General features: G+C 68.3%; 24 protein-coding genes. 14 read left to right on the plus strand and 10 right to left on the minus strand.

Annotated features, from left to right (window positions below):
* Positions 1 to 23 precede the first annotated feature (23 nt).
* Together AORI_RS75510 and AORI_RS75515 are read left to right on the plus strand one after the other, a co-directional pair.
* Positions 24 to 1,067, plus strand: a complete 1,044-nt coding sequence (locus AORI_RS75510; protein ID WP_016337179.1) for a glycosyltransferase family 2 protein — start codon at positions 24 to 26, stop codon at positions 1,065 to 1,067.
* The gene (locus AORI_RS75515; RefSeq protein ID WP_016337180.1) at positions 1,064 to 2,662 is read left to right on the plus strand and encodes an alkaline phosphatase family protein; all 1,599 of its coding nucleotides are present in this window, start codon (positions 1,064 to 1,066) and stop codon (positions 2,660 to 2,662) included. Before AORI_RS75510 ends, AORI_RS75515 begins: the two co-directional genes overlap by 4 nt.
* A gap of 61 nt (positions 2,663 to 2,723) precedes the next feature.
* Here AORI_RS75515 and AORI_RS75520 read toward each other — a convergent pair whose 3' ends face one another.
* The gene (locus tag AORI_RS75520; protein ID WP_016337181.1) at positions 2,724 to 4,010 is read right to left on the minus strand and encodes a PhoH family protein; all 1,287 of its coding nucleotides are present in this window, start codon (positions 4,008 to 4,010) and stop codon (positions 2,724 to 2,726) included.
* A gap of 730 nt (positions 4,011 to 4,740) precedes the next feature.
* On the opposite strand from AORI_RS75520, the gene AORI_RS75525 reads away from it, so the two are divergent.
* The gene (locus tag AORI_RS75525) at positions 4,741 to 4,989 is read left to right on the plus strand and encodes a hypothetical protein (protein ID WP_016337182.1); all 249 of its coding nucleotides are present in this window, start codon (positions 4,741 to 4,743) and stop codon (positions 4,987 to 4,989) included.
* Positions 4,990 to 5,049: 60 nt separating this feature from the next.
* Here the strand turns inward: AORI_RS75525 and AORI_RS75530 are convergent, their stop codons facing one another.
* The gene (locus tag AORI_RS75530; protein WP_037306485.1) at positions 5,050 to 5,826 is read right to left on the minus strand and encodes an isoprenyl transferase; all 777 of its coding nucleotides are present in this window, start codon (positions 5,824 to 5,826) and stop codon (positions 5,050 to 5,052) included.
* A gap of 131 nt (positions 5,827 to 5,957) precedes the next feature.
* On the opposite strand from AORI_RS75530, the gene trhA reads away from it, so the two are divergent.
* Complete coding sequence (trhA, locus tag AORI_RS75535) at positions 5,958 to 6,599, plus strand: PAQR family membrane homeostasis protein TrhA (RefSeq protein ID WP_037342457.1); 642 nt, start codon at positions 5,958 to 5,960, stop codon at positions 6,597 to 6,599.
* 130 nt (positions 6,600 to 6,729) lie between these two features.
* On the opposite strand, the gene AORI_RS84080 is transcribed toward trhA, so the two are convergent.
* Positions 6,730 to 7,170 carry a type II toxin-antitoxin system HicB family antitoxin gene (locus tag AORI_RS84080; RefSeq protein ID WP_016337185.1) on the minus strand — a complete coding sequence of 147 codons (441 nt, stop codon included), beginning with the start codon at positions 7,168 to 7,170 and terminating at the stop codon, positions 6,730 to 6,732.
* 69 nt (positions 7,171 to 7,239) lie between these two features.
* Between AORI_RS84080 and AORI_RS75545 the strand changes: the two genes are divergently transcribed.
* A complete protein-coding gene (locus AORI_RS75545) occupies positions 7,240 to 7,689 on the plus strand; it encodes a pyridoxamine 5'-phosphate oxidase family protein (RefSeq protein ID WP_016337186.1) in 450 nt (149 codons plus the stop codon).
* 38 nt (positions 7,690 to 7,727) lie between these two features.
* Complete coding sequence (locus tag AORI_RS75550; RefSeq protein WP_016337187.1) at positions 7,728 to 8,474, plus strand: potassium channel family protein; 747 nt, start codon at positions 7,728 to 7,730, stop codon at positions 8,472 to 8,474.
* On the opposite strand, the gene AORI_RS75555 is transcribed toward AORI_RS75550, so the two are convergent.
* The 3 genes from AORI_RS75555 to AORI_RS75565 all read right to left on the minus strand — a co-directional run bounded on the left by AORI_RS75555 (position 8,431) and on the right by AORI_RS75565 (position 12,368).
* Entirely contained in the window at positions 8,431 to 10,317 is a 1,887-nt protein-coding gene (locus AORI_RS75555; RefSeq protein WP_016337188.1) for an acyl-CoA dehydrogenase family protein, read from the minus strand. The genes AORI_RS75550 and AORI_RS75555 overlap by 44 nt on opposite strands.
* Before the next feature lie 65 nt (positions 10,318 to 10,382).
* A complete protein-coding gene (locus AORI_RS75560; RefSeq protein ID WP_016337189.1) occupies positions 10,383 to 11,738 on the minus strand; it encodes a glycoside hydrolase family 28 protein in 1,356 nt (451 codons plus the stop codon).
* 69 nt (positions 11,739 to 11,807) lie between these two features.
* The gene (locus tag AORI_RS75565) at positions 11,808 to 12,368 is read right to left on the minus strand and encodes a hypothetical protein (protein WP_016337190.1); all 561 of its coding nucleotides are present in this window, start codon (positions 12,366 to 12,368) and stop codon (positions 11,808 to 11,810) included.
* Positions 12,369 to 12,522: 154 nt separating this feature from the next.
* Here AORI_RS75565 and AORI_RS75570 point away from each other — a divergent pair, with 154 nt between their 5' ends.
* A complete protein-coding gene (locus AORI_RS75570) occupies positions 12,523 to 13,005 on the plus strand; it encodes a hypothetical protein (protein WP_016337191.1) in 483 nt (160 codons plus the stop codon).
* Here AORI_RS75570 and AORI_RS75575 read toward each other — a convergent pair.
* Positions 12,986 to 15,004, minus strand: a complete 2,019-nt coding sequence (locus AORI_RS75575) for a thioredoxin domain-containing protein (RefSeq protein ID WP_016337192.1) — start codon at positions 15,002 to 15,004, stop codon at positions 12,986 to 12,988. The two genes, AORI_RS75570 and AORI_RS75575, sit on opposite strands and share 20 nt — an antisense overlap.
* A gap of 63 nt (positions 15,005 to 15,067) precedes the next feature.
* Between AORI_RS75575 and AORI_RS75580 the strand changes: the two genes are divergently transcribed.
* Together AORI_RS75580 and AORI_RS75585 are read left to right on the plus strand one after the other, a co-directional pair.
* Positions 15,068 to 16,435, plus strand: coding sequence for a 3' terminal RNA ribose 2'-O-methyltransferase Hen1 (locus AORI_RS75580; protein ID WP_016337193.1), 1,368 nt, complete (start codon positions 15,068 to 15,070; stop codon positions 16,433 to 16,435).
* The gene (locus tag AORI_RS75585) at positions 16,432 to 18,924 is read left to right on the plus strand and encodes a polynucleotide kinase-phosphatase (RefSeq protein WP_016337194.1); all 2,493 of its coding nucleotides are present in this window, start codon (positions 16,432 to 16,434) and stop codon (positions 18,922 to 18,924) included. Before AORI_RS75580 ends, AORI_RS75585 begins: the two co-directional genes overlap by 4 nt.
* A gap of 70 nt (positions 18,925 to 18,994) precedes the next feature.
* On the opposite strand, the gene AORI_RS75590 is transcribed toward AORI_RS75585, so the two are convergent.
* A complete protein-coding gene (locus AORI_RS75590; RefSeq protein ID WP_016337195.1) occupies positions 18,995 to 19,324 on the minus strand; it encodes a hypothetical protein in 330 nt (109 codons plus the stop codon).
* Positions 19,325 to 20,218: a mycothiol conjugate amidase Mca gene (mca, locus tag AORI_RS75595; RefSeq protein WP_016337196.1), complete on the minus strand. Its 894-nt coding sequence runs from the start codon at positions 20,216 to 20,218 to the stop codon at positions 19,325 to 19,327.
* Positions 20,219 to 20,364: 146 nt separating this feature from the next.
* On the opposite strand from mca, the gene AORI_RS75600 reads away from it, so the two are divergent.
* The 3 genes from AORI_RS75600 (at position 20,365) to AORI_RS75610 (ending at position 22,563) form a co-directional block, all read left to right on the plus strand.
* Positions 20,365 to 20,820, plus strand: coding sequence for a DUF4307 domain-containing protein (locus tag AORI_RS75600; protein ID WP_016337197.1), 456 nt, complete (start codon positions 20,365 to 20,367; stop codon positions 20,818 to 20,820).
* Between the two features lie 199 nt (positions 20,821 to 21,019).
* Entirely contained in the window at positions 21,020 to 21,520 is a 501-nt protein-coding gene (gene greA / locus AORI_RS75605; RefSeq protein WP_016337198.1) for a transcription elongation factor GreA, read from the plus strand.
* A 239-nt stretch (positions 21,521 to 21,759) separates the two neighbouring features.
* Positions 21,760 to 22,563: an MBL fold metallo-hydrolase gene (locus AORI_RS75610; protein ID WP_016337199.1), complete on the plus strand. Its 804-nt coding sequence runs from the start codon at positions 21,760 to 21,762 to the stop codon at positions 22,561 to 22,563.
* Here the strand turns inward: AORI_RS75610 and AORI_RS75615 are convergent.
* On the minus strand, positions 22,560 to 23,033 hold the full coding sequence (locus tag AORI_RS75615; RefSeq protein WP_016337200.1) for an Lrp/AsnC family transcriptional regulator: 474 nt from the start codon (positions 23,031 to 23,033) through the stop codon (positions 22,560 to 22,562). The genes AORI_RS75610 and AORI_RS75615 overlap by 4 nt on opposite strands.
* A 122-nt stretch (positions 23,034 to 23,155) precedes the next feature.
* Here AORI_RS75615 and hppD point away from each other — a divergent pair, with 122 nt between their 5' ends.
* Both hppD and AORI_RS75625 read left to right on the plus strand, forming a co-directional pair.
* The gene (gene hppD, locus AORI_RS75620) at positions 23,156 to 24,355 is read left to right on the plus strand and encodes a 4-hydroxyphenylpyruvate dioxygenase (protein ID WP_043848382.1); all 1,200 of its coding nucleotides are present in this window, start codon (positions 23,156 to 23,158) and stop codon (positions 24,353 to 24,355) included.
* Between the two features lie 199 nt (positions 24,356 to 24,554).
* The gene (locus AORI_RS75625) at positions 24,555 to 25,112 is read left to right on the plus strand and encodes a YbaB/EbfC family nucleoid-associated protein (protein WP_016337202.1); all 558 of its coding nucleotides are present in this window, start codon (positions 24,555 to 24,557) and stop codon (positions 25,110 to 25,112) included.
* Positions 25,113 to 25,128: the final 16 nt, after the last annotated feature.

The raw sequence follows: 25,128 nt of genomic DNA on the forward strand, positions 1-25,128 counted from the left end.
CCCGAAGCACTAAGGTGCACCGGGTGAGACGCCTGAGACGGATCGTGGCGGCGGCGAAGGACGACCGCCGCCACGCGGAAAACGGGGAAATCGCCGAGCTGCGGGCCGCGCTCGCGGAGCAGGCGGCGGAAATCGAGCGATTGCGCGCCACGCTGGAGCATCGCACCGCCTGGCTCGAAGACCACGGCAAAGCCCTGCGGGACGGCGACGCGCGCATCTCCACCGTCGAAGACCGGCAGGCCGCCCTCGACGCGCGGCAGGGAGCGCTCGACGGCTGGCTCGGCGGTCACGACACCGCGTTCGAAGGCCTGCACCTCCGTACCGAAAACCTCGAGGCCGCGCGTGACGTCCGCACGTTCACGCACTGGATCGATCAGCACGAACTCCTTGCCGCCCCGAAGATCTCGATCGTCCTGCCCACCCACGACCGGGCCGCGCTGCTGCCGCGTGCCGTCGCTTCGGTGCTGGCGCAGCGCTACGACAACTGGGAACTGGTGATCGTCGACGACGCCAGTTCGGATTCCACGCCGAAGGTGATCGCCGGTTTCGAGGACCCGCGGATCCGTTCGATCCGGGTCGAGCACGGCGGCGTCTGTGCCGCCCGCAACGCCGGGCTGGCCGAGGTCACCGGCGACGTGGTCGCCTACCTCGACGACGACAACACCATGCATCCCTTGTGGCTCAAGGCCTTGGGCTGGGCGTTCGGCGAGCATCCGGAGATCACGGCGGCCTACGGCGGCTTCGTCATCGACGACATCGGCGGACTGCCGACGTTGTTCCTGCGCCGCTACGACCGGAAAACCCTGGAGCGCGAGAATCTCGCCGACATCGGCGCCGTCGCGCACCGGGCGGGCCTGCCGGAAGCCCGGTTCGACGAATCGCTGGTCGAGATGGGCGACTGGGATTTGTTGCTGGCGCTGACCGCGGACCGCGCGCCCCTGGTCGTCCCGGCGATCTCCTGTTACTACACGACGACTTCCGGGGACCGGCTCTCCCACGGGCCGACCTACGACGACGACTTCGCCGCCATCCGCCGCAAGCATTCAGGACCGGAGCACCGAGTATGACCGAGCCCGCCAAGATCCTCGTGGTCGCACTCGACGCGTGCGATCCCACCACGATCAGGGAACTCGCCGCCGCGGGTGAGGTGCCGACGCTGGCGCGCCTGCTCGAAACCAGCGCTTCGGCGACCACGCACAATCCCTACGGCCTGTTCGTCGGCTCGCTGTGGAGCAGCTTCTTCACCGCGCGCACCGCCGCGCGGACCGGGTTCCACTGCTGGGAAGAGGTCGACACCAAGACCTACGAACGGCGGCTGACCAGCCCGCTGGAGATCCGCGGGACCCCGTTCTGGGAGACGCTTTCCGACGCCGGCAAACGGGTCGCCGTGCTCGACGTCCCGCATTCCCGTGCGGACAAACCGATCAACGGGGCCATGGTGAGCGAATACGCCTGCCACGACCGGCATTTCGGCTTCCACACCTCACCACCCGAGCTGGCGAAGGAGATCGAGGCCGAGTTCGGGCTCACCCCCATCCTCACCGCCGAGCCCGACCTGGTCCGCGACTGGGCACCGGACGACTACCTCCACCGCGAAGGTCCACATCGGACACCCGACGAGGAACGTGCGCTGACCCACGGGCTCGTCGCCGGGATCGGGCAGAAGACCCAGGTGTCGACGAAGCTGCTCGCCGAGGGCGATTGGGATCTTTTCCTTTCGGTGTACGGGGAATCCCACAGCATCGGCCATCAGCAGTGGCATCTGCACGACCCGGGGCACCGCGACCACGACGTGGCGCTCGCCGCGGAACTGGATCCGATCCGCGCGGTCTACCGCGGCCTCGACGAGGCGATCGGAGAGCATCTCGCGCTGGCCGGACCGGACACCACGGTCTTCGTGCTGCTGAGCCACGGCATGGGATCGCGGTACGAGGGAAGCCATCTGCTGCACGAAATCCTGCGGCTTCTCGACACGGTGGAGACCGAAGGACTGCGGGGCGGCGGCGCGATGACGACGGCCAAACGCGCCTATTCCGCGCTCCCCCGTCCTTTGAGGACGAAGCTCGCTTCGGCCGCGATGCCCTTGCTGCGCAAGCGACTCGCGTCGGCGCCGCTGCCCGCGGTGCCGAACTGGGCGACCGCCGAACAGCGGTCGAAGCAGCGGTTCTACCTGTCTCCCAACAACTTCGTCTTCGGCGGGGTGCGGATCAACCTGGCAGGCCGCGAGCCGCACGGCGTCGTCCGGCCCGGTGCCGAATACGAAGCCGTGTGCGAGCAGCTGACCGAAGACCTGCTTTCGCTGGTGAACGTCGCGTCGGGGAAGCCCGTCGTGCGCGAGGTTTCCCGCACGAGCGACCACTACGACCGGGAAGCCGACGACACACTGCCGGATCTGCTGATCGACTGGGCCCGCTCCGGGCCGATCGAGACGGTCTGGTCGCCCAAGACCGGCGTCGTCTACGGCCCGGACGAGCACTGGCGCACCGGGGACCACCGGCCGGATGGGCTCCTGCTCGCCAGCGGCCCCGGTTTCGAACCGGGCGCGAAGCTGCCGGATCTGGACGTTGTCGACCTGGGTTCGACCCTTTCGGCCATGCTCGGCGTCGAACTCACCGATGACGTGGACGGACGGCCGCTCCCCTGGGCGAAACCGGTGTCGTGAGTGTCATGAAAGGGTCGTTCAGGACAGAAAATGTCCTGAACGACCCTTTCATGACATGTGCCTAGCCGTGATCCTCCAGCATCTCGGTGACGAGCGCCGCGATCGGCGAACGCTCGGAGCGAGTCAACGTGACGTGCGCGAACAGCGGGTGCCCCTTGAGCTTCTCGATCACCGCGGAAACGCCGTCATGCCGCCCGACCCGCAGGTTGTCGCGCTGCGCGACGTCATGCGTGAGCACGACCCGCGAGGCCGTGCCCAGCCGCGAAAGCACGGTCAGGAGCACGTTGCGCTCCAAGGACTGCGCCTCGTCGACGATGACGAACGTGTCGTGCAGCGACCGGCCGCGGATATGGGTCAGCGGGAGCACCTCGAGCATGCCGCGGTCGAAGACCTCGTCGAGGACGTCCTGGCTGACCAGCCCGCCGAGGGTGTCGAACACCGCCTGCGCCCACGGCTGCATCTTCTCGCTCTCGGAACCGGGCAGATAGCCCAATTCCTGGCCGCCGACCGCGTAAACCGGCCGGAACACGACCACCTTGCGGTGCTGGCGGCGTTCCATCACCGATTCCAGCCCCGCGCAGAGCGCGAGCGCCGACTTACCCGTGCCGGCTCGTCCGCCCAGCGAGACGATGCCGACGTCGGAGTCCAGCAGGAGATCCAGCGCCACCCGCTGCTCGGCCGACCGGCCGTGCAGCCCGAACGCCTCCTTGTCACCGCGCACGAGCCGGATCCGCTTGTCGGCGGTGACCCTGCCCAGCGCGCTCGAACTGCCCGCCAGCAGCCTCAACCCGGTGTGACAGGGCAGTTCACCGACCTCGGGCATCCCGAATTCCGCCGGATCCACCGAAGACCCGCTGAACAGCGCGTCGACGAGGGTCTGCGGGACGTCCACGTCCGCCATGCCCGTCCAGCCCGAGGGCGTCACCTCCTGCGCGCGGTACTCGTCGGCTTCGAGGCCGACGGCTCCCGCCTTGACGCGCAAGGGGATGTCCTTGGTCACCAGCGTGACCGACGCGCGTTCCGCCGCCAGGTTGAGCGCACAGGCGAGGATGCGGTGGTCGTTGGAGTCGGTGCGGAAGCCGACCGGGAGCACCGTGGGATCGGAGTGGTTCAACTCCACCTGCAGGGTGCCGCCGTGCTCACCGATCGGGATCGGCGCGTCGAGCCTGCCGTGCTGACGACGCAGGTCGTCGAGCATGCGGAGCGCTTCGCGCGCGAACCACCCCAGTTCGGGATGGTGACGTTTCGCCTCCAGTTCACTGATGACGACCAGCGGGAGCACGACCGCGTGTTCGGCGAAACGGGTCACCGACCAGGGGTCAGAGAGCAGGACCGACGTGTCGAGCACGTAAGTGGACCGCTGGGATTCGGGCGAGATCGAGGCTTTCTCCGGGCCAGAGGCACCGGTCGAAGAACGGCCAGAGGCCTTGCGGGGTGAACGCTGCGCAGTCACGACGGCATCTCCCTCGTGGGCGTGGCACCACGCCCGCACTCGCTGGGCCGGGCACCTCCCTGGCTAACCGCTCCTTCCGACGTCTTCCGACGTCAGTCGGCACGGCCACGAGGGCCGGGTGCCGGCCCCCTCGTGCATCCACTGGGCGGCTGTGCCGCCCTGTCGACAACCGCCACGACCAGGGCCTCCCGCGAGAGTCCGCATGGGACGCGAACCCTCACTTCCGGAAGGTACCTGCGTCCGGCCGATCGCGCAGGCAGCCACCACGGTGATTCGCCAAACCGTCATCTCACTGTCGGTCGCGTGACATCAACGCCTGGTCACCGTCACGGTGTGTAGTGATGATCTCCATTCAGGGACGCTCGTCGATGCGACCCGGATGGATTAACGCGACGCAGGGCGTTCACCTGATGGGATCGAGGGTTCTACCACGCTTGGTAGCAGGCCGCATTTTGTGTCCGAGACAGAGGACCGGACCGAGTGAAATGAACCTTTTTCGCCTCACACAATGGGCTTACGCGACGGTCACAACTCCTGAATAGCGAGTAATTTTCTCACTGCGGGACACCCCCACCGGATTTCGGTGCCCCCGATCCCTGAATATCTCTACCAAGGAGTGTGCGAAGTGCTGAAGAAGGCTGGTTTCGTTTCCGCCGTCGCCGCGGGCATCATGATGGTCGGCGGGACCGCGTTCGCCGCCACTGGGGACACCTCCGGCACCCCGGACCCGACGTTCGGCGACGCCTACAACACCTTCATCGAGGGCGGCGGCGCGCTGGGCTACGGTGCCGCTTCGCTGGTCGCGGGTGCCTACACGGGCATCGCCACCACCCCGGCCCTGATCCTCCACTCGCTGGAGCACCACCACCACTGATCTTCAGTGAAGACGTCGAAGGCCCCGGAGTGCACGCCGGGGCCTTCGTCATGTCACCGGTCAGGAACCGAAGCGGCGGTGCCGCCACGCGTAATCGCGCATGGCGCGAAGGAAATCGACGCGCCGGAATGCGGGCCAATACGCTTCGGTGAACCAGAATTCGGAATGCGCCGATTGCCAGAGCAGGAATCCGGAAAGCCGCTGCTCACCCGAGGTGCGGATAATCAGATCCGGATCGGGCTGGCCCGAGGTGTACATGTGTTCGGAAATATGATCGACGTCCAGGATCTTCGCGAGCTCGCGGATCGAGGTGCCTTCGTCGGCGTGCTGGAGCAGGAGTTTGCGGACCGCGTCGGCGATCTCCTGACGCCCCCCGTAACCGACCGCGACGTTGACCTCCATCCCGGAGCGCCCCTCAGTGCGCTCCGCGGCCGCACTGAGGGCCTTCGCGACCTCAGGCGGCAGTAAGTCGAGGGCTCCCACGATGCGGAGCCGCCAGGGCGTGTGCGGCGCGGCGAGCTCGTCGGTGACGTCGGTGATGATCTTCAGCAGCGGACTGAGCTCCTCGGCCGCGCGGCCGAGGTTGTCCGTCGAAAGCAGCCACATCGTGACGACCTCGACGTCGGCCTCGTTGCACCAGCTCAGGAAGTCGGCGATCTTCTTGGCCCCGGCCCGGTGCCCGTCGGCGACGTCCGTGAAGCCCGCTTCGCGCGCCCAGCGGCGGTTGCCGTCCAGCATGATGGCGATGTGGCGTGGATGGCGCCCCTTGGCCTGCTGGATCAGGCGCCTGCCGTAGGCGCTGTACACGACGTCTGACAAGAAGGACCGAAGACTCACGCCAGTGGAGACTAGTCACCCCGCGGGCCCCAGTGGGACGCGCCACGGACACTGGCGAAAAACCTACGGTGCCGTAACCTGAGAGAGTGAGCGTAGCGACCGAACCCCAGCCGTCCGGCCCCGCGCCCGTGGTGGACACGCGTCCTCGATTGCGTGGGCACATCCATTTCTGGTCCTTCTTCGGCGCTGTCGCCGGAGCCGCGACCCTCATCAGCCTCGCGGCGTCCACTGTGTCGGGTATCGCCGCTTTGTCCACTTCGGTCTACGGCCTGACCGTACTCGGCGTCTTCGGCGTCAGCGCGCTGTACCACCGTCGCTTGTGGAGCCCACGAGCATACGAATGGATGAAGCGCGCCGACCATTCGATGATCTTCCTGTTCATCGCCGGCACTTACACGCCGTTCACCCTTCTGGCCATGTCCCAGCCGACCGGGTACATCGTGCTCGCGATCGTGTGGGGCGGCGCGATCGGCGGCGTCACCCTGAAGATGCTGTGGCCGAACGCGCCACGCTGGCTGGGCGTGCCGATCTACATCGCGCTGGGCTGGGTCGCCGTCTTCGTCCTGCCCGAACTGGCCACGCACGCCGGCGTCGCGGCGCTCGTCCTGCTCTGCGTCGGCGGGCTGTTCTACACACTGGGCGCGGTGTTCTACGCGGTGAAGTGGCCGAACCACTTCCCGGACACGTTCGGGTATCACGAGTACTTCCACGCCTGCACTGTTCTCGCCGCCGTTTCGCACTACATCGCGATCTGGCTGGCCATGTACGCCTAGCTCGCGTCGGTTCGTGAGTGGCGATTCGGGTTCGAGCCAATCGTGTCCTGAGGACCTACTGGCGGTCTTGCGTGACTGGATGGACGACACACGTGATCCGACGGACGGCACGCGTGTCTGGGCGGACGACTCACGGCGAAGGCTTCGCCGCGAGCGTGTCGTCCATCTGATCACGTGTGTCGTCCGTCGGATCACACGTGCCGTCCGTCCAATCACGCGAAGCCACGACCGTTGAGAGCCAGTCGCGCAGTTGACCGTCGTCACCTCTCTTGATCAGCTGAACCAGACCATGGTTGTCCCGATGGTTCGGAGCATCTCGCAACCTCAGTTGCCAGTCCTCGGCATACGCCCGTAGCGCATCGACCAACTCGCAGATCGTCTCGTCGAAGGATTCCCCGTCCACCGCCACTGGGACGCCCGGGATGAACGCGGACCAGCCGTTTCCTTCGGCGACAACCCGAACAGGCAACGTCGGCTCCTCACAAGGTCGATCGGCCGAGTACAGCAGTTGCGCGGCGGAAACTCGATCACCGGAGCGAGCGTGCCGAGCGCCCGTGACCAGGACGGACACAAGCGTGTTCCCTCTGGCACAAGAAAGTGCCTTCTTCCGCGCCTCCGCCTCACGGGTCATGATCACCGCATGGCCAAGAACGCACCGCCCCGCCGCCTCGACGACGCGGCCCTCAGCGACTTCCTCGCCGGACACACCTTCGGCGCCCTCGCGACCGTCAAGCGTGACGGCCGACCGCATCTCTCCACCGTCGTCTACACGTGGGACCCCGAGACGCGCGAGATCCGGATCAGCACGACCGAAGACCGTCTGAAGGTCAAGCAGCTGCGCAACAACCCGACCGCCTCCCTCTACGTCTCCAGCGCCGACCACTGGAGTTTCGCCGTCGTGGAAGGAAAAGCGGAACTCTCCGAAGTCACGCGGACACCCGGTGACGCGGCCGGTCTCGCCTACCTGGCGGCGCAGCGGCAGAAGCCCGACGACGAGGCGGAGTTCCTCGAGACCATCGCGGCCGAGCGACGGCTCTACATCACCCTCAAAACCGACAAGCTCTATGGAACGGCCCTCGACATCGCTTAACGTACGCACCTGGGAAAGGCCAGGTGAGGAGACGTCCGATGTGGGAAAAACGGATGGAGTGGCCGCTCAACGCCGCCGCCGTACTGTTCCTGGCCGCGTACGCCTGGCCGATCCTCCAGCCCTCGCTCGGGCACACCGGGCGGGTCTGGTGCGAGGTCGTCACCTGGCTCGCGTGGGCGGTCTTCGCCCTGGATTACGGCGTCCGCCTCCAGCACGCCGAGGACAAACGGGCCTTCCTGAAGAGCAACCTCTTCGACCTGCTGATCATCGTGCTCCCGCTGATCCGGCAGCTGCGCCTGCTCCGGCTGGTCACGGTGCTCAACGTCCTCAACCGCAACGCCGGCCTGTCGCTGCGCGGCCGCGTCGTGCTCTACACGGTCGGCGCGACGGCGCTCATCGTCTTCTGTTCGGCGCTCGCCGTGCTCGACGCCGAGCGCACCCAGCCCGACGCGCCGATCACCGACTTCCCGGACGCGGTGTGGTGGTCGATCACGACCATCACCACGGTGGGCTACGGGGACCGTTATCCGATCAGCGGCACCGGCCGGATCGTCGCGGTCGGGCTCATGGTGGCCGGGATCGCCCTGCTCGGCGTGGTCACCGCGACGCTCGCGTCGTGGCTGATCCGCCGGGTCGCCGAGGCCGACGAGACCGCGCAGGCCGTGACCCGCGAGCATCTCGACGAGCTGACCCGCGAGGTCAAGGCGTTGCGGGCCGAGCTCGCCGAGCAGCGCGCCGAGGTCAGTCCCGCAGCATCGGAGCCGCTAGGTACGGCTCGGGGATAGCGAAGGCGTCCACGAGGGTCCGCGCGTGCGGGCGCAGGTCGGCGCACAGCGCGTTCACCGCGGCGGTGACGGCTTTCGAGCGCCCTGACGTCAGGCGTCCGTGTTCGAGGAACCAGCCGCGATCCGCCTCGATGTTCGCGAGCGCGTAGAGGTCGCAGACCCGCTCCAGCAGCTCACGGGCCTCCGCGTCGGCACAGCGTTCGATGGCGCCGACGAACGCTTCCAGCACCACCCGGTCGACGTGCGCTCGCCCGGCCCGCAGCACGTGGTCCTGCGCGTCGTTGAAGACACCGAAGGGATCCGAGCCCGCCTTACGCAGGCGCTGCGCGACGCCGGCAAGCACATGCTCTTCGCGGTCTTCGAACAGCTTCAGGTGCCATTCGCGTGAGTAGAGCACGTCGCCGTCGTCGGCTTCGGTGAGCCGCTCGACGACCTTGCGCGCGGACGTCCGTTCGATCACGGCCTCGACGAGCTGTTCCGCCACGAACCGCGCGGTCGCGAGCGGGCTGAGATCCTGGAAGTGGTCCTTGTAGCTGGTCAGCAACCCCTTCGCGACCAGCTGCAGCAGCACGGTGTTGTCACCCTCGAAGGTGGTGAAGACGTCCGTGTCGGCCTTCAGCCCGGCGAGCAGGTTCTCCGAGAGATAGCCGGAGCCGCCGCAGGCCTCTCGGGCCGCCTGGATGGTCGCCGTCGCGTGCCAGGTCGTGACGGCCTTGATGCCGGCGGCGCGTGATTCCAGCTCTCGCTGCTCCTCCTCCGGTGCGTCCTCGGCGATGTCGTGCAGCTTCGAGACGAGCTCTTCCTGCGCGAAGTGCAGCGCGTACGACGTCGCCAGCGCGGGCAGCAGTTTCCGCTGGTGGGCGCGGTAGTCGAGGATCACGACCTCCTCGCCGTCGGGCCGCGCGAACTGCCGTCGCTGCTCGCCGTAGCGGATCGCCAGCGCCAACGCGCGTTTCGTCGCGCTGCCGGCGCTGCCCGCGACGCTGACCCGGCCGCGGATGAGCGTGCCGAGCATCGTGAAGAACCGGCGGCCGTCGCTGTCGATCGGGCTCGTGTACGTCCCGTCCTCGGCGACGTCACCGAACCGGTTGAGCAGCGCCTCGCGCGGAATCCGCACTTGGTCGAAGGTGAGCCGCCCGTTGTCGACGCCGTTGAGGCCCGCCTTGCGGCCGCAGTCCTCGATCTCGACGCCGCGCGCCTTCTCACCGCGGATCGGCACCAGGAACGCGTGGACCCCGCGCGACTCGCCACCGGTGATCAGCTGCGCGAACACCACCGCGAGTTCGCCGTCGCGGGCGGCGTTGCCGATGTACTCCTTCATCGCGCCGCGGTCCGGCGTGTGCACGACGAATTCGCGCGTCGCCGGATCGTAGGTCGCGGTGGTGCGCAGATGCTGGACGTCCGAGCCGTGGCCATGCTCGGTCATCGCGAAACAGCCCAGCAGCTCCAGATCCTTGATCTCACGCAGATACCGCTCGTGGTGGCGTTCGGTGCCGAGCAACTGCACCGCCCCGCCGAACAGGCCCCATTGGACACCGGCCTTCACCATCAGCGAGAGATCGCCGAAGCCCAGCATCTCGAAGGACGTCAACGCGCCGCCGACGTCTCCGCCACCGCCGTACGCCGGGTCGAAGCCGAGCCCCGGCCGGTCGGTGCGGGCGAGCAACCGCAGCCATTCGAGCACCTGGGCGCGATGCGCTTCGGTGTCGACATCGACCGGGTCTTCGAAGACCTCAGCGGCCATCTGTTCGCGGACCGCGCGGCGGAGTTCGGCCCACCGTCCATCGAGGACGGTGGTCAGCACGTCCGGGTCGATCTTCGCGGGAAGTCCTGGTGTGTCCACGATTCCTCCGATGCGGTGCGGTCTGCGTTCAGCGTGCCGCACCGCATCGGGAAGCGCAGGACGAATCAGACCGGTTCCCCGTTGATCGTCGTGTTCTCGAAGCGCAGGTCGTCGACGTGTTTCAGGGTGTTCTCCGTGTTCGCGACGCCGTCGAAGCGGCAATCACTGACCCGCAGACCCCGAACGTGTGAGTTGGGCAACCCTCGGACGTTGAACGCCGCTTGACCGCATTTCGTGCCGCGGGAACGGCTGAGGGTGAACGGCCCGAACCGGGGGACGTACGCGCCGGTCTGTCCGTTGTAGTCCGGCAGCACGTACACGACCGAGCGGACGAACGTGCCGGAGACACTGTCGAGGTTCACGTTCTCGGTGAACCCGCCACGCAAGGTGTTCGACTTGACGTACAGCCCGTACTTCGTCTCGCCGGTGACGGTGAGCTTGTGCGCGTAGACGTTCCGGATGCCGCCGGTCTGTTCGCTGCCGCAGGTGATCGCGCCCCAGTTGCCGTCCATCACGCAGTTCGCGACGACGATGTTCTGGCACGGCACGCCGATCCTGCGGCCGTCGGCGTCGCGGCCCGACTTCAGCGCGATGTTGTCGTCGTGCGCGCCGACGTGGGAGTTCACGATCACGACGTGGTCGCAGGACTCCGGATCGCAGGCGTCGGTGTTGGAGTGCGCGGTGCTCGCGTCCGTGCGGACGCCGTCGATCGTGACGTTCCGGCACAGCGTGGGATGCAGCTGCCAGAACATCGGGTTCTTCAGCGTGATCCCTTCGATGAGCACGGTGTCGCACGAGTACGGCTCGACGAACGTGGAGCGCATGGCGTGCCCGGAGCCGGGAACGATCCGCCGCTCCGGCGGGATTCCCTTGGCCACCAGCGATTCCAGGTATTCGCGATCCTTGCCCTTGTTCCAGGACGCCGTGCCCGCCGCGTCGAGGGTGCCCTTGCCGGTCACCGCGATGTTGGATTCCTTGTACGCGTAGATCATCGGCGAGCGGTTCACACACTCGATGCCCTCGTAGCGGGTGAGCACGTTCGGGAACTTCGAGGCGTCGGAACCGAACGCGAGCACGGCGCCCGCCGCGAGACGCAGGTCCACGTTGCTCTTGAGGTACACCGCACCGGTGACGAAGGTGCCCTTCGGCACGACGACGTGCCCACCGCCGCGCGCGTTGGCCGTCTCGATCGCCTTCCTGATCGCCGCGGTGTTGTCGGTCTTCCCGTCACCCCTGGCACCGAAATCGAGCACGGAGAAGGTCCGGTCCGGGAAAACCGGCCGTTTCGTCCGCGCGACGATGTCTTCGGCCGCGGGCCAGGGCAGGGCCGGGGCCGCCGAGGCGGTGGGCGCGAGCAGTGGGCTCGCGGCCACCACGAGACCGCCCTTGAGCAGCCAACGCCGGGAGAATCTGCCGTCCATGACGCCTTCTTTCGCAAGAGGACTTCGGTGAAGACGGCGGAATCCCGACTCTACGGGCGGACCCCGGCCTCAGGAAAGATCCGGTCCCTGTGAGCGGAGATCGTCGACCTTGGTCATCGCCTCCCGGAGCTCGGCGAGCCAGGCGTCCGCGTGCTCCCCGACCAGCCGGACCGCCCAGGCGAGCGCCTCCGACCGCGACCGGGCGACCCCCGCGTCGACGAGGGTGTCGAGCACCAGGCGTTCCGGCTGCCGCAGCCTGGTCATGACCGGCGCCGAATGCGTGGTGAACAGATGCCGTGTGCCGCCGAGGCTCGCGCCCCACGCGACCTTGCGCTGATAACGGTGCTCGGCCTGGCGCGCGATCTCGATCCGCTCGTCGCGGGTCTCCTCGCGGAACCGGCTGATCCGGCCGTCCTCGGCCGCCGCGCGGGCGGCGTCGTCGGCGTACTCGCCGGTGAGCGGCTGGAGTTCGCCGACGATCACGATCTCTTCCCGATCCACCGTGACCTCGGGGTCGCCGGTGAACCAGCCGTCGGGGAGCCTGCCGCCGAACCACGCGGCCGCGTCGTCCGCCGCCGGGATGTCCGCCTGCTGCCAGCCGCCCCGGCCCTTCCAGCTTCCGCGTCCCATCTGACCCGCCTCCTCGATTACATGATTACAACGCAATCGACGTTACGCGCGCAACGGGCGATACTCACGGGTGTTCTCCCCCGGCGAAACCCGGGGCAACCTGACGACCTGCGCGGACGTGTTCCCACCAGCAGTCGACAGGGAAGGGGACCTCATGTTGAAGAAAGCCATGATCGGCGCTCTCGTGCTCGGAGCGGCCCAGCTCGCCGTGGCCATGCCGGCGGCGGAGGCCAAGGACGTGTCCTGGTTCTTGGCCCCGACCGAAGTCGAACCCGGCGGGCAGATCTACGCCGAGACGAAGGCCGCGATGGGCGGCTGCGGACCGGCGACCCCGGTGACATCGCCGGGGTTCGCGGCGCCGCTCCAGTGGACGATCGGCGGCAACTGGGGGAAGGCCGCAGGCTACGGCAAGGTCGGCAAGACACCGGGCAAGTACGTGGCGACATTCACCTGCTCGGATGGCACGAAGACTTCTCGCACTTTCACCATCATCGGAACGCCGCCGACCACGAAGCCACCGAAACCCACAAAGACCACGTCGGCCAAGCCGAAGCCGAAGCCACAGGTCGCGATGAAGCCGGTCGGGGCACCGCAGACCGGCGGCGGCGCCTTCGCCCCTATGGCGTGGGATTGGTGAGCTGAGACCGCAGGTCGCCGGCGGTGGTGACGGGCCGCTCGCAGACGTAACCGCGGCACACGTACGCGGCGGCGGCGCCGTCGACCAGCGGCCGATCGGCCAGCAGCGGCACTCCTTCGGCATCCGGGGTCCCGCTGACGACGACGGCGCCGTCGGGCAGCGACGCGACGGCCGCGGCCAGCAGGTCCGCGCGTGAAGCGGCGTCCGGCCCGACGACGGCGACCTGCACCGGCCCGGCAGCGGCGGCTTCGGCCACCGTGAGCCAGTGCCCGGCGAACCGCGGCGCGTGGGCGGCGAGCCGTCCCGCCCGGGCGAGCGCCTGCTCGGCCGCCTCGCGGTAGCGGCCCACCCGGTCGTGCCCGGCCAGGACCGACGCGGTCAGCAAGGCGTTCGCCAAGGCCGAGGCTCCCGACGGGCTCGCGTTGTCGGTCGGGTCGGAAGGCCGCTGCACCAGGACTTCCGCGTCGTCGGCCGTGTCGTAGTACGCGCCCGTCGAGTCCGGGACGCCGAAATGGGCCAGCGCCAGGTCCAGCAAGGTGACGGCGTCGGCGAGCCATCGCGGTTCCCCGGTCGACTGGTGGAGTTCGAGCAGCCCCTCGGCGAGGCACGCGTAGTCCTCCAGCACCCCTGCCGTCGTGCCGACGACGCCGTCGCGGGAAGTCCGGCGCAGGCGTCCGTCCACGAAATGGGTGTCCATCAGGAAGGCCGCCGCGCGAGCCGCCGCTTCGATCCACTGTGGACGATCGAGTCGCGAGCCCGCCTTGGCGAGCGCGCCGATCGCGAGCCCGTTCCACGCGGCGATCACCTTGTCGTCGCGGGCGGGCTGGGGTCGCTCGTTGCGCGCGGCCAGCAACGCACGGCGGACTCGCTCATAACGCGTTTCGTCCTCTGGATGCGGTTCGCGCAGCCGCAGCGTCGAGGCGCCATGTTCGAAATTGCCTCGCTCGGTCACCTGGAACAACTCGGCCGCCCAGGCGCCGTCCTCCTCGCCGAGGACGTCCGCGAGCTGCGCGGGCGTCCAGACATAGGTGAGTCCTTCGACGCCATCGGTGTCCGCGTCGAGCGACGCGGCGAATCCGCCTTCGGCCGTCCCGAGGTCGCGCAGCAGGAACTCCGCCGTCTCTTCGACCGCCCGCCGCGCGTACTCGTGCCCGGTCACGCCGTGGAACTGCGCGTAGAACCGCAGGAGCAAACCGTTGTCGTACAGCATCTTCTCGAAGTGCGGCACTTCCCAGCGCGCGTCGACCGAGTACCGCGCGAAACCACCCGCGAGCTGGTCGTTCAACCCGCCCAGCGCCATCGCCTCGGCGGCGTGCTCGACCATGGCGAGGTCGGAGCCGGTGCGCTCGTGGTGGCGGAGCAGGAAGTTCAACGCCATCGTCGGCGGGAACTTCGGCGCTCCACCGAATCCGCCGTTGCCGGTGTCGAACTCCTTGCGCAGTGTGGCGACCGCGGCGTCCAATGCCGCACCGTCCACAACGGACTCAGGGAGCGGCCCGCTCTTCTCCGTGAGGTGGGCGATGATCTGCCGGGCGCCGGAACGCAGCTCGTCCGGGCGCTCGCCCCAGGCCTCGGCGACCGCGACGAGCAGCTGCGAGAACGACGGCATCCCCGGCCGCGGCGACGGCGGATAGTAGGTGCCGCAATGGAACGGCTCCCCCTCCGGCGTCAGGAAACACGTCATCGGCCAGCCGCCCTGGCCGGTCATCGCCTGCGTGGCCGCCATGTACACCGAGTCGATGTCCGGGCGCTCCTCGCGGTCCACCTTGATGTTGACGAAGTTCGCGTTCATCAGCGTCGCGGTGGCTTCGTCCTCGAAGGACTCGTGCGCCATGACGTGGCACCAGTGGCAAGCCGCGTAGCCGACCGAAAGCAGGATCGGCACGTTCCGCCGCTTCGCCTCCGCCAGCGCCTCCTCGCCCCAGGGCCACCAGTCCACCGGGTTCTCGGCGTGCTGCAGCAGGTACGGACTGGTCGCGGCCTTCAGGCGGTTCGACATGTCACCAGGGTCGCATGCGGAAAAGCGGGGGCGCAGAACGGCCGTCTGCGCGACACTCGTCCGGTGCTCCTGACCATGACCACCACCCGGAACCCGGCCACCGACCTCGGCTTTCTCCTGCACAAGCATCCGGAGAAGGCGCAATCGCTCACGCTCTCGGCCGGGACGGCGCACGTCTTCTACCCGGAGGCGTCCGGCGAACGCTGCACCGTCGCGCTGCTGGTCGAGATCGACCCGGTCGACCTCGTGCGCGGTGGCGGCACGTCGCTGACCCAGTACGTCAACGACCGTCCGTACGCGGGCGGCTCGTATTTGGCGGTGGCGCTGCGGGCCGCCTTCACCACGGCGCTGGCCGGCCGGTGCGCGAACCGGCCGGAACTCGTCGACGAGCGCTTCGACCTGGAGATCCGGGTCCCGTCGCTGACGGCGCGCGGCGGCGCCGAGGTCGTCCACAAGCTCTTCGAACCGCTCGGCTGGCAGGTCGAGGCGAAGGTCATCCCGCTCGACCCCGAGTTCCCGCAGTGGGGCGATTCCCGCTACGTCGATCTCCGGCTGACCGGCACCCAGCGTGTCGTCGACGCGTTGCGGCACCTGTACGTCCTGCTGCCCGCCCTGGACGGCGACAAGCACTACTGGATCGGCCAGGACGAAGCGGACAAGCTGCTTCGTGTCGGCGAAGGCTGGCTCGCCGCGCATCCGGAACGCGACCTGATCACCAACCGGTACCTCGAACGCCGTCGCCCGATCGTCTCGTACGCGCTCGACCGGCTCGCCGAGGCGGACGACGTGCCCGCCGAAGCCGAGGCCCGGGTCACCGAGCTGCCGGACCGGCCCGAACCGCTGGCCGTCCAGCGTCAGGGCAGTGTGCTCGCGGCGCTCCGGGCGGCGGGCGCGCGGCGCGTGCTCGACCTCGGCTGCGGTGGTGGCGCGTTGCTGCGCGTGCTGCAGAAGGAGCCGTCGTTCACCGAAATCGTCGGTGTCGACGTGTCCGCGAGCGCGCTCGACATCGCCGAAAAGCGGCTTAAGGACAAGACACGGATCACCCTGAAGCAGTCCGCGCTGACCTACGCGGATCCGTCGCTGGCCGGCTACGACGCGGCCGTGCTCATGGAGGTGATCGAGCACGTCGACGAGGAGCGCCTTCCCGCGCTGGAGCACGCCGTGTTCGGGGTCGCCGCGCCGCGGACGGTCCTCGTCACGACGCCGAACGCCGAGTACAACCGGCACTTCGAATTCCTCGAAGAAGGCCGGTTCCGGCACGCCGACCACCGTTTCGAGTGGACACGCGAGCAGTTCCGCACCTGGGCCGAAGGAGTCGCGGCACGGCGCGGCTACGACGTCCGCCACCTGCCGGTGGGACAGGAGTCCCAGGAATCAGGACCGCCGACCCAAATGGCGGTCTTCACGTCTCGGAAGGAGGCCGTGGCATGAAACTGACCATTCCCGACATGTCCCTCGTCGTGCTCGTCGGCGCCTCCGGCTCCGGCAAGTCGACCTTCGCGCGGACGCATTTCGCGCCCACCCAAGTACTGTCCAGCGACTACTTCCGCGGCCTGGTGGCCGACGACGAGAACGACCAGAGCGCCTCGGGCGCCGCTTTCGACGTGCTCCACTACGTCGCGGCGAAGCGGCTCGAAGCGGGACGGATCACCGTCATCGACGCGACGAACGTCCAACGCGCGTCGCGGGCGAGCCTGCTGAAGCTGGCGAAGGAGTACGACGTCCTGCCGACGGCGATCGTGCTGGATCTACCCGTGAAGGTCTGTCAGGAACGCAACGCGGCCCGGCCCGACCGCGACTTCGGCGAGCACGTCGTCCGGCGTCAGCGCGGTGAACTGCACCGCTCGCTGAAGTCGTTGGAGCGCGAGGGTTTCCGTCGCGTGCACGTGTTGCGGAGCGAGGCCGAGATCGCCGAGGCGGAGATCGTCGTCGAGCCGCTGCGCAACGACCGCCGCGACCTGACCGGACCGTTCGACGTCATCGGCGACGTCCACGGCTGCCGCGAGGAACTGGACGAGTTGCTCGCCGAACTGGGGTACGTCGACGGCGTGCACCCGGAGGGACGGACCGCCGTGTTCGTCGGCGACCTGGTCGACCGCGGCCCCGACACGCCGGGCGTGCTGCGCCGCGTGATGGCGATGGCCGAGGCGGGCAGCGCGCTGGTCGTCTGCGGGAACCACGAGCAGAAGCTGGTCCGCGCGCTGAACGGGCGCAACGTCAAGACCACGCACGGCCTCGCGGAGTCGCTGGAGCAGCTTTCCGCGCAGGACGAGGACTTCCGCGCGAAGGCGCACGCCTTCTGCGAAGGACTCATCGCGCACTACGTCCTCGACGGCGGCAACCTCGTCGTCGCGCACGCGGGCCTGCCCGAGAAGTTCCACGGTCGTGCGTCCGGCCGGGTGCGGAGCACCGCGCTGTACGGCGACACCACCGGCGAGACCGACGAGTACGGCCTGCCGGTGCGATTGCCGTGGGCACGCGACTACCGCGGCAAGGCGATGGTCCTTTATGGACACACGCCGACGTTGGAGCCGGAGTGGATCAACGGGACCATGTGTCTCGACACGGGCTGCGTGTTCGGCGGCAAGCTGACCGCTTTGCGTTACCCGGAGCGGGAAGTCGTCTCGGTGAAGGCGAAGAAGGTCTGGTACGAACCGGCCCGGCCGCTCGAACCGGCGCGCCCGCTGGGCGGACGCGAGCCCGCGGTGCTGGAACTGGGCGATGTCACGGGGAAGCGGATCGTCGAGACCCGGCACCACGGCCGGGTCGGGGTCTCCGCCGAACAGTCGGCGGCGGCGCTCGAGGTGATGAGCCGCTTCGCCGTCGACCCGCGCTGGCTGCCGTACCTGCCACCGACCATGGCGCCGTGTTCGACGTCCGCCGCGGACGGCTACCTCGAACATCCCGAGGAGGCATTCGCCGAGTTCCGTGCGGCGGGTGTCGATCACGTCCTGTGCGAGGAGAAGCACATGGGTTCGCGGGCCGTCGTGCTCGTGTGCCGTGACGACGACGTGGCTCCCGCGCGGTTCGGGATCCAAGGTCCCGGCGCGGTCTACACCCGCACCGGCCGACCGTTCTTCACCCCGGACCAGAACGCGCGGCTGCTCGCCGATGTGCGCGAAGCGGCGTCGGAGCTGTTCGAGGAACTGGACACCGGCTGGCTGCTGCTCGACGCGGAGTTGCTGCCGTGGAGCGCGAAAGCGGGGTCGCTGATCTCGGGCCAGTACGCGGCCGTCGGCGCGGCGGCGCAGTCCGTGCTGCCGGCCGCCGTCGAGTCACTGGACGCGGCCGCCGCTCGCGGGATCGACGTGTCGGAACTGTTGGCCCGCACCCGGACTCGCGAGTCCACTGTGGACGCGTACCGGCAGGCGTACCGGCGTTACTGCTGGCCGACCGACGGCCTCGACGGCGTCCGGCTGGCACCGTTCCAGCTCCTGGCGTCGGAGGGCCACGCGTACCACGACCGGCCGCACGAGTGGCACCTTTCGCTGCTGGACCGGCTCACCGGCGACCGGTTCACGCGCACGCGGACACTCGCCGTCGACACCACCGACCCGGCGTCGGTGGCACGCGGCGTCGAGTGGTGGCTGGAGCTGACCGGCGCGGGCGGCGAGGGCATGGTCGTCAAACCGGCGGCGAACCTCACACGCGGCGCGCGCGGGCTGGTGCAGCCCGGGGTGAAGGTGCGCGGGCGCGAATACCTGCGGATCATCTACGGGCCGGACTACACGCTGCCGGAGAACCTCTCGCGCCTGCGCAAGCGGGGACTCAACCGGAAGCGGGCACTGGCGTCGCGCGAGTACGCGCTGGGGCTGGAGGCGCTGGAGCGGCTTGCGCGCGGGGAACCGCTGTGGCGGGTGCACGAGTGCGTGTTCGCCGTGCTGGCACTGGAGTCGGATCCGGTCGATCCGCGCCTCTGACGCGCTTCCCGAATGTCATGAAAGGGTCGTTCAAGACACTTTATGTCCTGAACGACCCTTTCATGACACTTCAGTCGGACTTGGCGGTCGGTTTCTCGACCTTCGCCGCGGGCGCCTCCGCGTCGGCCTTCGGCGCCTCGGTGGCCTCCTCAGCAGGAGCCTCCGAAGCGGAGGCGGGCTCGTCGAAGCTCTCCGGCAGCCGCTTCAGGTGCTTGGTCATCGACCGCACCAGCAGCGCGACGGCGATCAGGAACAGGATCAGGATCAGGAAACCCACCGGCGACGACTTGCCGAAGTCCTCACCTTGGCCGCCGTTGTCGCCGTTGCCCGGCTGCTGCGCCAGGAACTGCGACGACACCGTCACCGGAACGACGGCGAACGCCGGCACCACGAAACTCATCTAACCCTCCTTCAAGCCGGCGAACAGATCGTCCTCCGGCAGGGTGCTGTCCACCAGTGAGCGGACCAGCTCGTACTCCTCGGTCGGCCAGACCTCGCGCTGCAGGTCGCGCGGGACGGCGAACCAGCGGCTGTTCGGGTCGATCTGGGTGGCGTGCGCCTTGAGCGCCTCGTCACGCTGCTCGAAGTACTCGCCGCATTCGACGCGCGTGGTCACCCGCTCCATGACGTCGGCCTTGTCCGGGTCCCACGACTTGAGCCACTCCTCGTACGGCGACTCGAGGCCGCGCGCGAGCAGGGCCTCGTGGAACACGGTCATCCTGGCGCGCGAGAACCCGTGCACGTAGTACAGCTTCATCGGCTGCCACGGCTCGCCCGCCTCCGGGTACCGCTCCGCCTCGCCCGCGGCGTCGAAGGCCGCGACCGAGATCTCGTGCGTGCGGATGTGATCGGGGTGCGGGTACCCGCCGTTCTCGTCGTAGGTGACGATCACGTGCGGGCGGAACTCGCGGATGACCTTCACCAGGGCACCGGTGGACTCTTCGAGCGGGATGACCGCGAACGAGCCCTCGGGCACCGGCGGAAGCGGGTCGCCCTCGGGCAGGCCCGAGTCGATGAACCCGAGCCAGGTGTGGCTCACGCCGAGGATCTTGGCCGCGCGGGCCATCTCCTCCCGGCGGATCTCGGTCATGTTGGCCAGTACTTCGGGACGGTCCATGGCCGGGTTCAGCACACTGCCCGCTTCGCCGCCGGTGCAGGTCACGACCATGACCTCGTGCCCTTCGGCGGCGTACCTGGCCATGGTGGCGGCACCCTTGCTCGACTCGTCGTCGGGGTGCGCGTGCACCGCCATCAGGCGGAGGCGTGACTTCGGCGGTTCATCGGCAGACACCATGCTCCGAACGTCCCCTTCTCGTTCCCTATTCCCCTCCAGACCCTGCCTGACGGGCCGCCCGGCCGGGCGCGGATACTCGAGGGGAACCACTCGCATACGCCCCCATTGTCCCTGCGAGCACGACGACACCAACCGGGAGGCCCGGGTTGAGCACGGGACAGGACGCTCCCACCGCGGAAAACACCCGGACGGACGTGCCGGGAGACCGGTACGGCAAAACCCGTGCCGCGAAGCCCGCCCGCTGGCGGCGGCTGGTGTTCGGCGTGATCGCGCTGCTGGTCAGCGGCGGGATCGCCTATGTCGCGTACACGAACTTCGGCAGCGCGCCCATCGAGGGAGAACGCGTCTCGTTCGACGAGAAACCGGGCGACGCGATGGAGATCACCATCAACGTGACCAGGGACGATGTGAACCGGCCCGGTGTGTGCGTCGTCCGGGTCCGTGACAAGGCCGGCGCGGAAAGCGGCCGTAAAGAGGTCCTCATTCAGCCTGGTTCGAAGAACAGCCGGGTGACGACCACCATCAAGAGCATCGGAAGGCCGGTCACGGCTGATATCTTCGGATGCTCATACGACGTACCACGGTACCTGTCAAGGCCATAGCGGCCAACGGGGTGAAACAGGCGCCCAACGCCGAGGCGCGACCGAATTCCACCGGCGGCGATGCCTCGCGCCGTGTTACTCTGATCTACCGGCACGGCCCAAGACGGGCCGTGTTTTTCCTTTATCTCAGCCAGGCCGGCGCGCCATGCCGGTCCGGTGGCCGGCTTGTACACCCAAGCCTGGCAGGCCCTACTAGGAGATGGTGACCGTGAGCGACACAAAGGTGACCTGGCTGACCCAGGATGCCTACGACAGGCTCAAGCAGGAACTCGACCACTACATCGAGCTCCGCCCGGTCATCGCTGCGAAGATCAACGACAGCCGGGAAGAGGGCGACCTCAAGGAGAACGGCGGCTACCACGCCGCCCGCGAGGAGCAGGGCCAGCACGAGGCCCGCATCCGCCACCTCCAGGAGCTCCTCCGCTCGGCCAAGGTGGGCGAGCCGCCCGCCAACGACGGCAGCGCCGGACCGGGCAAGGTCCTCACCGTGCGTTACGACGGTGACGACGAGGACGAGAACTTCCTCTTGGCGACCCGCGAAGAGGGCACCGAGGGCGACCTCGACGTCTACTCGCCGGAGTCACCGCTCGGCAAGGCGCTGCTCGGCGCCAAAGAGGGCGAGACCCGCGAGTACGAGCTGCCCAACGGCAGCATCCAGAAGGTGACGCTCGTCAAGGCCGTGCCGTACACCGGCAAGTAAGTGCGCCGCTGGTCTCCCCAAGGGCGTCCAGCGCCCGGCGGAGACTTCACCCGTCGCGCGCCGCTTGCGGCCGAAGGCCCCGGAAACTCGATGAAGAGGCGCCCTCCACGCAGCGCGAGTTCGACTGCGAACCGGCGCCTCTTCGGCGAGTTTTCGTCAGCGCGCGACAATCGACACTGCATGGCCGGGCGCGCATATGAGCCGTTAGCGTGACCTCCGGAGAATTCTGGAGGGAAACGATGAGCGAACACCCCATCTGCGTCGCCTGCGGCATGCAGTACGCGAAACCCCGGTCCGACTGCCCGATCTGCGAGGACGAACGTCAGTACATCCCGCAGGCCGGACAGCGGTGGACCGATCTGAACGCCGTCCGCGCGAGCGGGACGTATCAGGCACGCATCGAGGAGCAGGGGCCCGGCCTCATCGGAGTCGGGTCCACTCCCAACTTCGCCATCGGCGAGCGCGCGCTGCTGGTCAAGGCCGAATCCGGCAACTTCCTGTGGGACTGCGCGGGCTTCATCGACGACGACCTCGTCGCCAAGGTCCGTGACCTCGGCGGGCTCACCGGCATCGCGATCAGCCACCCGCACTACTACACCACCATGGTCGAGTGGGCTCACGCCTTCGACGCGCCCATCTACCTGCACGAGGGCGACCAGCAGTGGATCGGCAGGCCGGATCCGGCGATCAAGCTGTGGAGCGGGACGACCCTCGACGTCGCCCCCGGCCTGCGGCTCATCAACCTCGGCGTGCATTTCGCCGGCGGCACCGTGCTGCACTGGCCCGCCGGGGAGAACGGCCGCGGCGCGGTGCTCTCGGGCGACATCCTGCAGGTCATCCCGGACCGCCGCTTCGTCGGCATGATGTACAGCTACCCGAACCTGATCCCGGAGCGCCCCGAGGTCGTCCGCCGCGCGGCCGAACTGCTCGAACCGTACGCGTTCGAGGCGATCTACGGCGCCTGGTGGGACGCGATCATCCGCACGGACGGGCACGAGGCGGTCCAGCGGTCGGCGAAGCGGTACCTGAGCCAGGTGGGCTAGCTCCTCGCCAGCCGTTCGAGCAGCGGCCGTACGCGCGGCGGAACCGGCGTCGACAACGCGATCGACGTCGACGTCCGCCGCACGTACGGCGCGCCGACCACCTCGTCCACCACGCGCTGCAGGTCGTCGTTGTTACGCGCCACCATCCGCACGAAGAGATCGCCCTGCCCGGTCGTCGCGTGGACTTCGCAGACCTCGTCGATCGCGGACAGCGCCTCCGCGACCTCGGACCGGCGGCCCTGCGCGATCTCCAGTACGGCGAACGCGGTGAGGCCGTAGCCCATCGCCGCCAGGTCGAGTTCGGGCGGGAACCCGCCGAGGATCCCGCGTTCGGTCAGCCGGTCCAGCCTCGCCTGCACCGTGCCCCGCGCGACGCCGAGACGGCGGGCGCATTCGAGCACGCCGAGCCGGGGCGAGTCGGTGAGCAACAGCAACAGCCGCGCGTCCAGCGCGTCGAGCGAGTCCGACATCGTGCCTACCTCCTACGCAGGTTGCCCACTTTGACTGCGCCTCCCGCCCTTTCACTGGACATAGTGCGCAGCTAAATCTTTGACCATTGCACATTTTGTCACGCCCTCGGATGCTTCAGGGCATGACGCACACAGTGGAACCCCAGGGTGCTCTTGACGACGTGAGCTACGACCAGCTGCGTCAGCTCGTCGGCCTCGTCGACCACGACTCTTCGACCGACCCCTTCCCGGTGAAGTCGATGGACGCGGTGGTGTTCATCGCGGGCAACGCCACGCAGACCGCCTGGTTCTACCAGGTCGCGTTCGGCATGCAGCTCATCGCGTACTCCGGCCCCGAAACCGGGAACTTCGAGCGCAAGTCGTTCGTGCTGAAGTCGGGCTCGGCCCGCTTCGTGATCACCGGTGGCGTCAAGCCCGACTCCGCGCTGCTCGACCACCACCGCCGTCACGGCGACGGCGTCATCGACCTCGCCCTCGAGGTCGCCGACGTCGACAAGTGCATCGACCACGCCCGCGCGCAGGGCGCCACCGTCCTCGAAGAGCCGCACGACGTCTCCGACGAGCACGGCACCGTCCGCATCGCCGCGATCGCGACCTACGGCGAGACCCGCCACACGCTGATCGACCGGTCGAAGTACACCGGTGTCTACCTGCCCGGCTACGAGCCGCGCGAGAGCAAGATCGTCCGGCCCGAAGGCGCGCCGAAGCGGCTGTTCCAGGCCGTCGACCACTGCGTCGGCAACGTCGAACTCGGCAAGATGGACTACTGGGTCGACTGGTACCACCGCGTCATGGGCTTCGTGAACATGGCGGAGTTCGTCGGCGACGACATCGCGACCGAGTACTCGGCGCTGATGAGCAAGGTGGTCTCCAACGGCAACCACCGCGTCAAGTTCCCGCTGAACGAGCCGGCGATCGCGAAGAAGAAGTCGCAGATCGACGAGTACCTCGAGTTCTACGGCGGCGCGGGCTGCCAGCACATCGCGCTGGCCACCAACGACATCGTCACGACGGTGAAGGCGATGCGCGCGGCGGGCGTCGAGTTCCTCGACACCCCGGACTCCTACTACGACGACCCTGAGCTGCGCGCGCGGATCGGCGAGGTCCGGGTGCCGATCGAGAAGCTCAAGGAGCACCGCATCCTGGTCGACCGCGACGAGGACGGCTACCTGCTGCAGATCTTCACCAAGCCGATCGGCGACCGCCCGACGGTGTTCTACGAGCTCATCGAGCGGCACGGTTCGCTCGGCTTCGGGAAGGGCAACTTCAAGGCCCTGTTCGAAGCGATCGAGCGTGAACAGGAGCGTCGAGGCAACCTCTGACCCCGGCAGTTCGCAGGGCGTGAAAGGGCTCTTCATCGCACTTCGTGCGGTGGAGGGCCCTTTCACTACGTGACGGGGCCGACTTTGTCGGCGGAGGGTGGTACACCGGACGGGAACTAAACTTCGAGCGCACCCGGAACCGGAGGCCTCTCCGGACCGTCAGTGTGAAGACGTCATCACGCAGCTTGGAAGGGTCCCGATGCCGGACAACGTCGACGCCAGCGAACGCATGGTGGACAACTGGACGAAGCAGATCCAGGAGACCGCCGCGCGCTATCAGGCGATGGCCGCCCGCATGCAGGGTCAGACGGTGACCGAGCGGTCGAAGGACAACACCATCGAGGTCACCATCGACTCGAAGGGCCTCCTCACGAACCTCGTCATCTCCGAAGCCGCGAGCGGCAAACGGATGGCGGAGGTCTCGGCGCAGGTCATGCGCCTCGTCCAGCTCGCGCAGTCGCGGATCCCGGAACTGCTGCAGGCGGCGATGGCCGAGACCGTCGGCACCAGTGACGAGACGGCGAACAGGGTGATCGCGGAAGCGCAGAGCACCTTCCCGGAAGCTCCGCCGGAGGAGGACCTCGCTCCGCCGGAGCCCGAGCGGCACCACCGCTTCGGCCCCGAGGAGGACGATCCCGCTCCGCCGCCCGCGCAGGCGAACCCGCCCCAGAATCCACCTCAGCCGAAGCCGATCCCGCGTCGCCGCCGCACGCAGGACGACGATGACGACGACTTCGGCGGCAGCATTCTTTCGTAGTCGTTCCATCCGGCCT

Origin of the sequence: Amycolatopsis keratiniphila (assembly GCF_000400635.2) — a bacterium.
Classification (GTDB): Bacteria; Actinomycetota; Actinomycetes; order Mycobacteriales; family Pseudonocardiaceae; genus Amycolatopsis; species Amycolatopsis keratiniphila.

Excerpts from the sequence above, each read along its gene's own strand:
- AORI_RS75625 (WP_016337202.1), top strand. The coding sequence starts at position 24,555 with ATGCCGGACAACGTCGACGCCAGCGAACGCATGGTGGACAACTGGACG.
- AORI_RS75570 (WP_016337191.1), top strand. The coding sequence starts at position 12,523 with ATGTTGAAGAAAGCCATGATCGGCGCTCTCGTGCTCGGAGCGGCCCAG.
- AORI_RS75550 (WP_016337187.1), top strand. The coding sequence starts at position 7,728 with ATGTGGGAAAAACGGATGGAGTGGCCGCTCAACGCCGCCGCCGTACTG.
- AORI_RS75575 (WP_016337192.1), bottom strand. The coding sequence starts at position 15,004 with ATGTCGAACCGCCTGAAGGCCGCGACCAGTCCGTACCTGCTGCAGCAC.
- AORI_RS75560 (WP_016337189.1), bottom strand. The coding sequence starts at position 11,738 with ATGGACGGCAGATTCTCCCGGCGTTGGCTGCTCAAGGGCGGTCTCGTG.
- mca (WP_016337196.1), bottom strand. The coding sequence starts at position 20,218 with ATGGTGTCTGCCGATGAACCGCCGAAGTCACGCCTCCGCCTGATGGCG.
- greA (WP_016337198.1), top strand. The coding sequence starts at position 21,020 with ATGGTGACCGTGAGCGACACAAAGGTGACCTGGCTGACCCAGGATGCC.
- hppD (WP_043848382.1), top strand. The coding sequence starts at position 23,156 with ATGACGCACACAGTGGAACCCCAGGGTGCTCTTGACGACGTGAGCTAC.
- AORI_RS75545 (WP_016337186.1), top strand. The coding sequence starts at position 7,240 with ATGGCCAAGAACGCACCGCCCCGCCGCCTCGACGACGCGGCCCTCAGC.
- AORI_RS75515 (WP_016337180.1), top strand. The coding sequence starts at position 1,064 with ATGACCGAGCCCGCCAAGATCCTCGTGGTCGCACTCGACGCGTGCGAT.
- AORI_RS75610 (WP_016337199.1), top strand. The coding sequence starts at position 21,760 with ATGAGCGAACACCCCATCTGCGTCGCCTGCGGCATGCAGTACGCGAAA.
- AORI_RS75615 (WP_016337200.1), bottom strand. The coding sequence starts at position 23,033 with ATGTCGGACTCGCTCGACGCGCTGGACGCGCGGCTGTTGCTGTTGCTC.
- AORI_RS75585 (WP_016337194.1), top strand. The coding sequence starts at position 16,432 with ATGAAACTGACCATTCCCGACATGTCCCTCGTCGTGCTCGTCGGCGCC.
- AORI_RS75590 (WP_016337195.1), bottom strand. The coding sequence starts at position 19,324 with ATGAGTTTCGTGGTGCCGGCGTTCGCCGTCGTTCCGGTGACGGTGTCG.
- AORI_RS75565 (WP_016337190.1), bottom strand. The coding sequence starts at position 12,368 with ATGGGACGCGGAAGCTGGAAGGGCCGGGGCGGCTGGCAGCAGGCGGAC.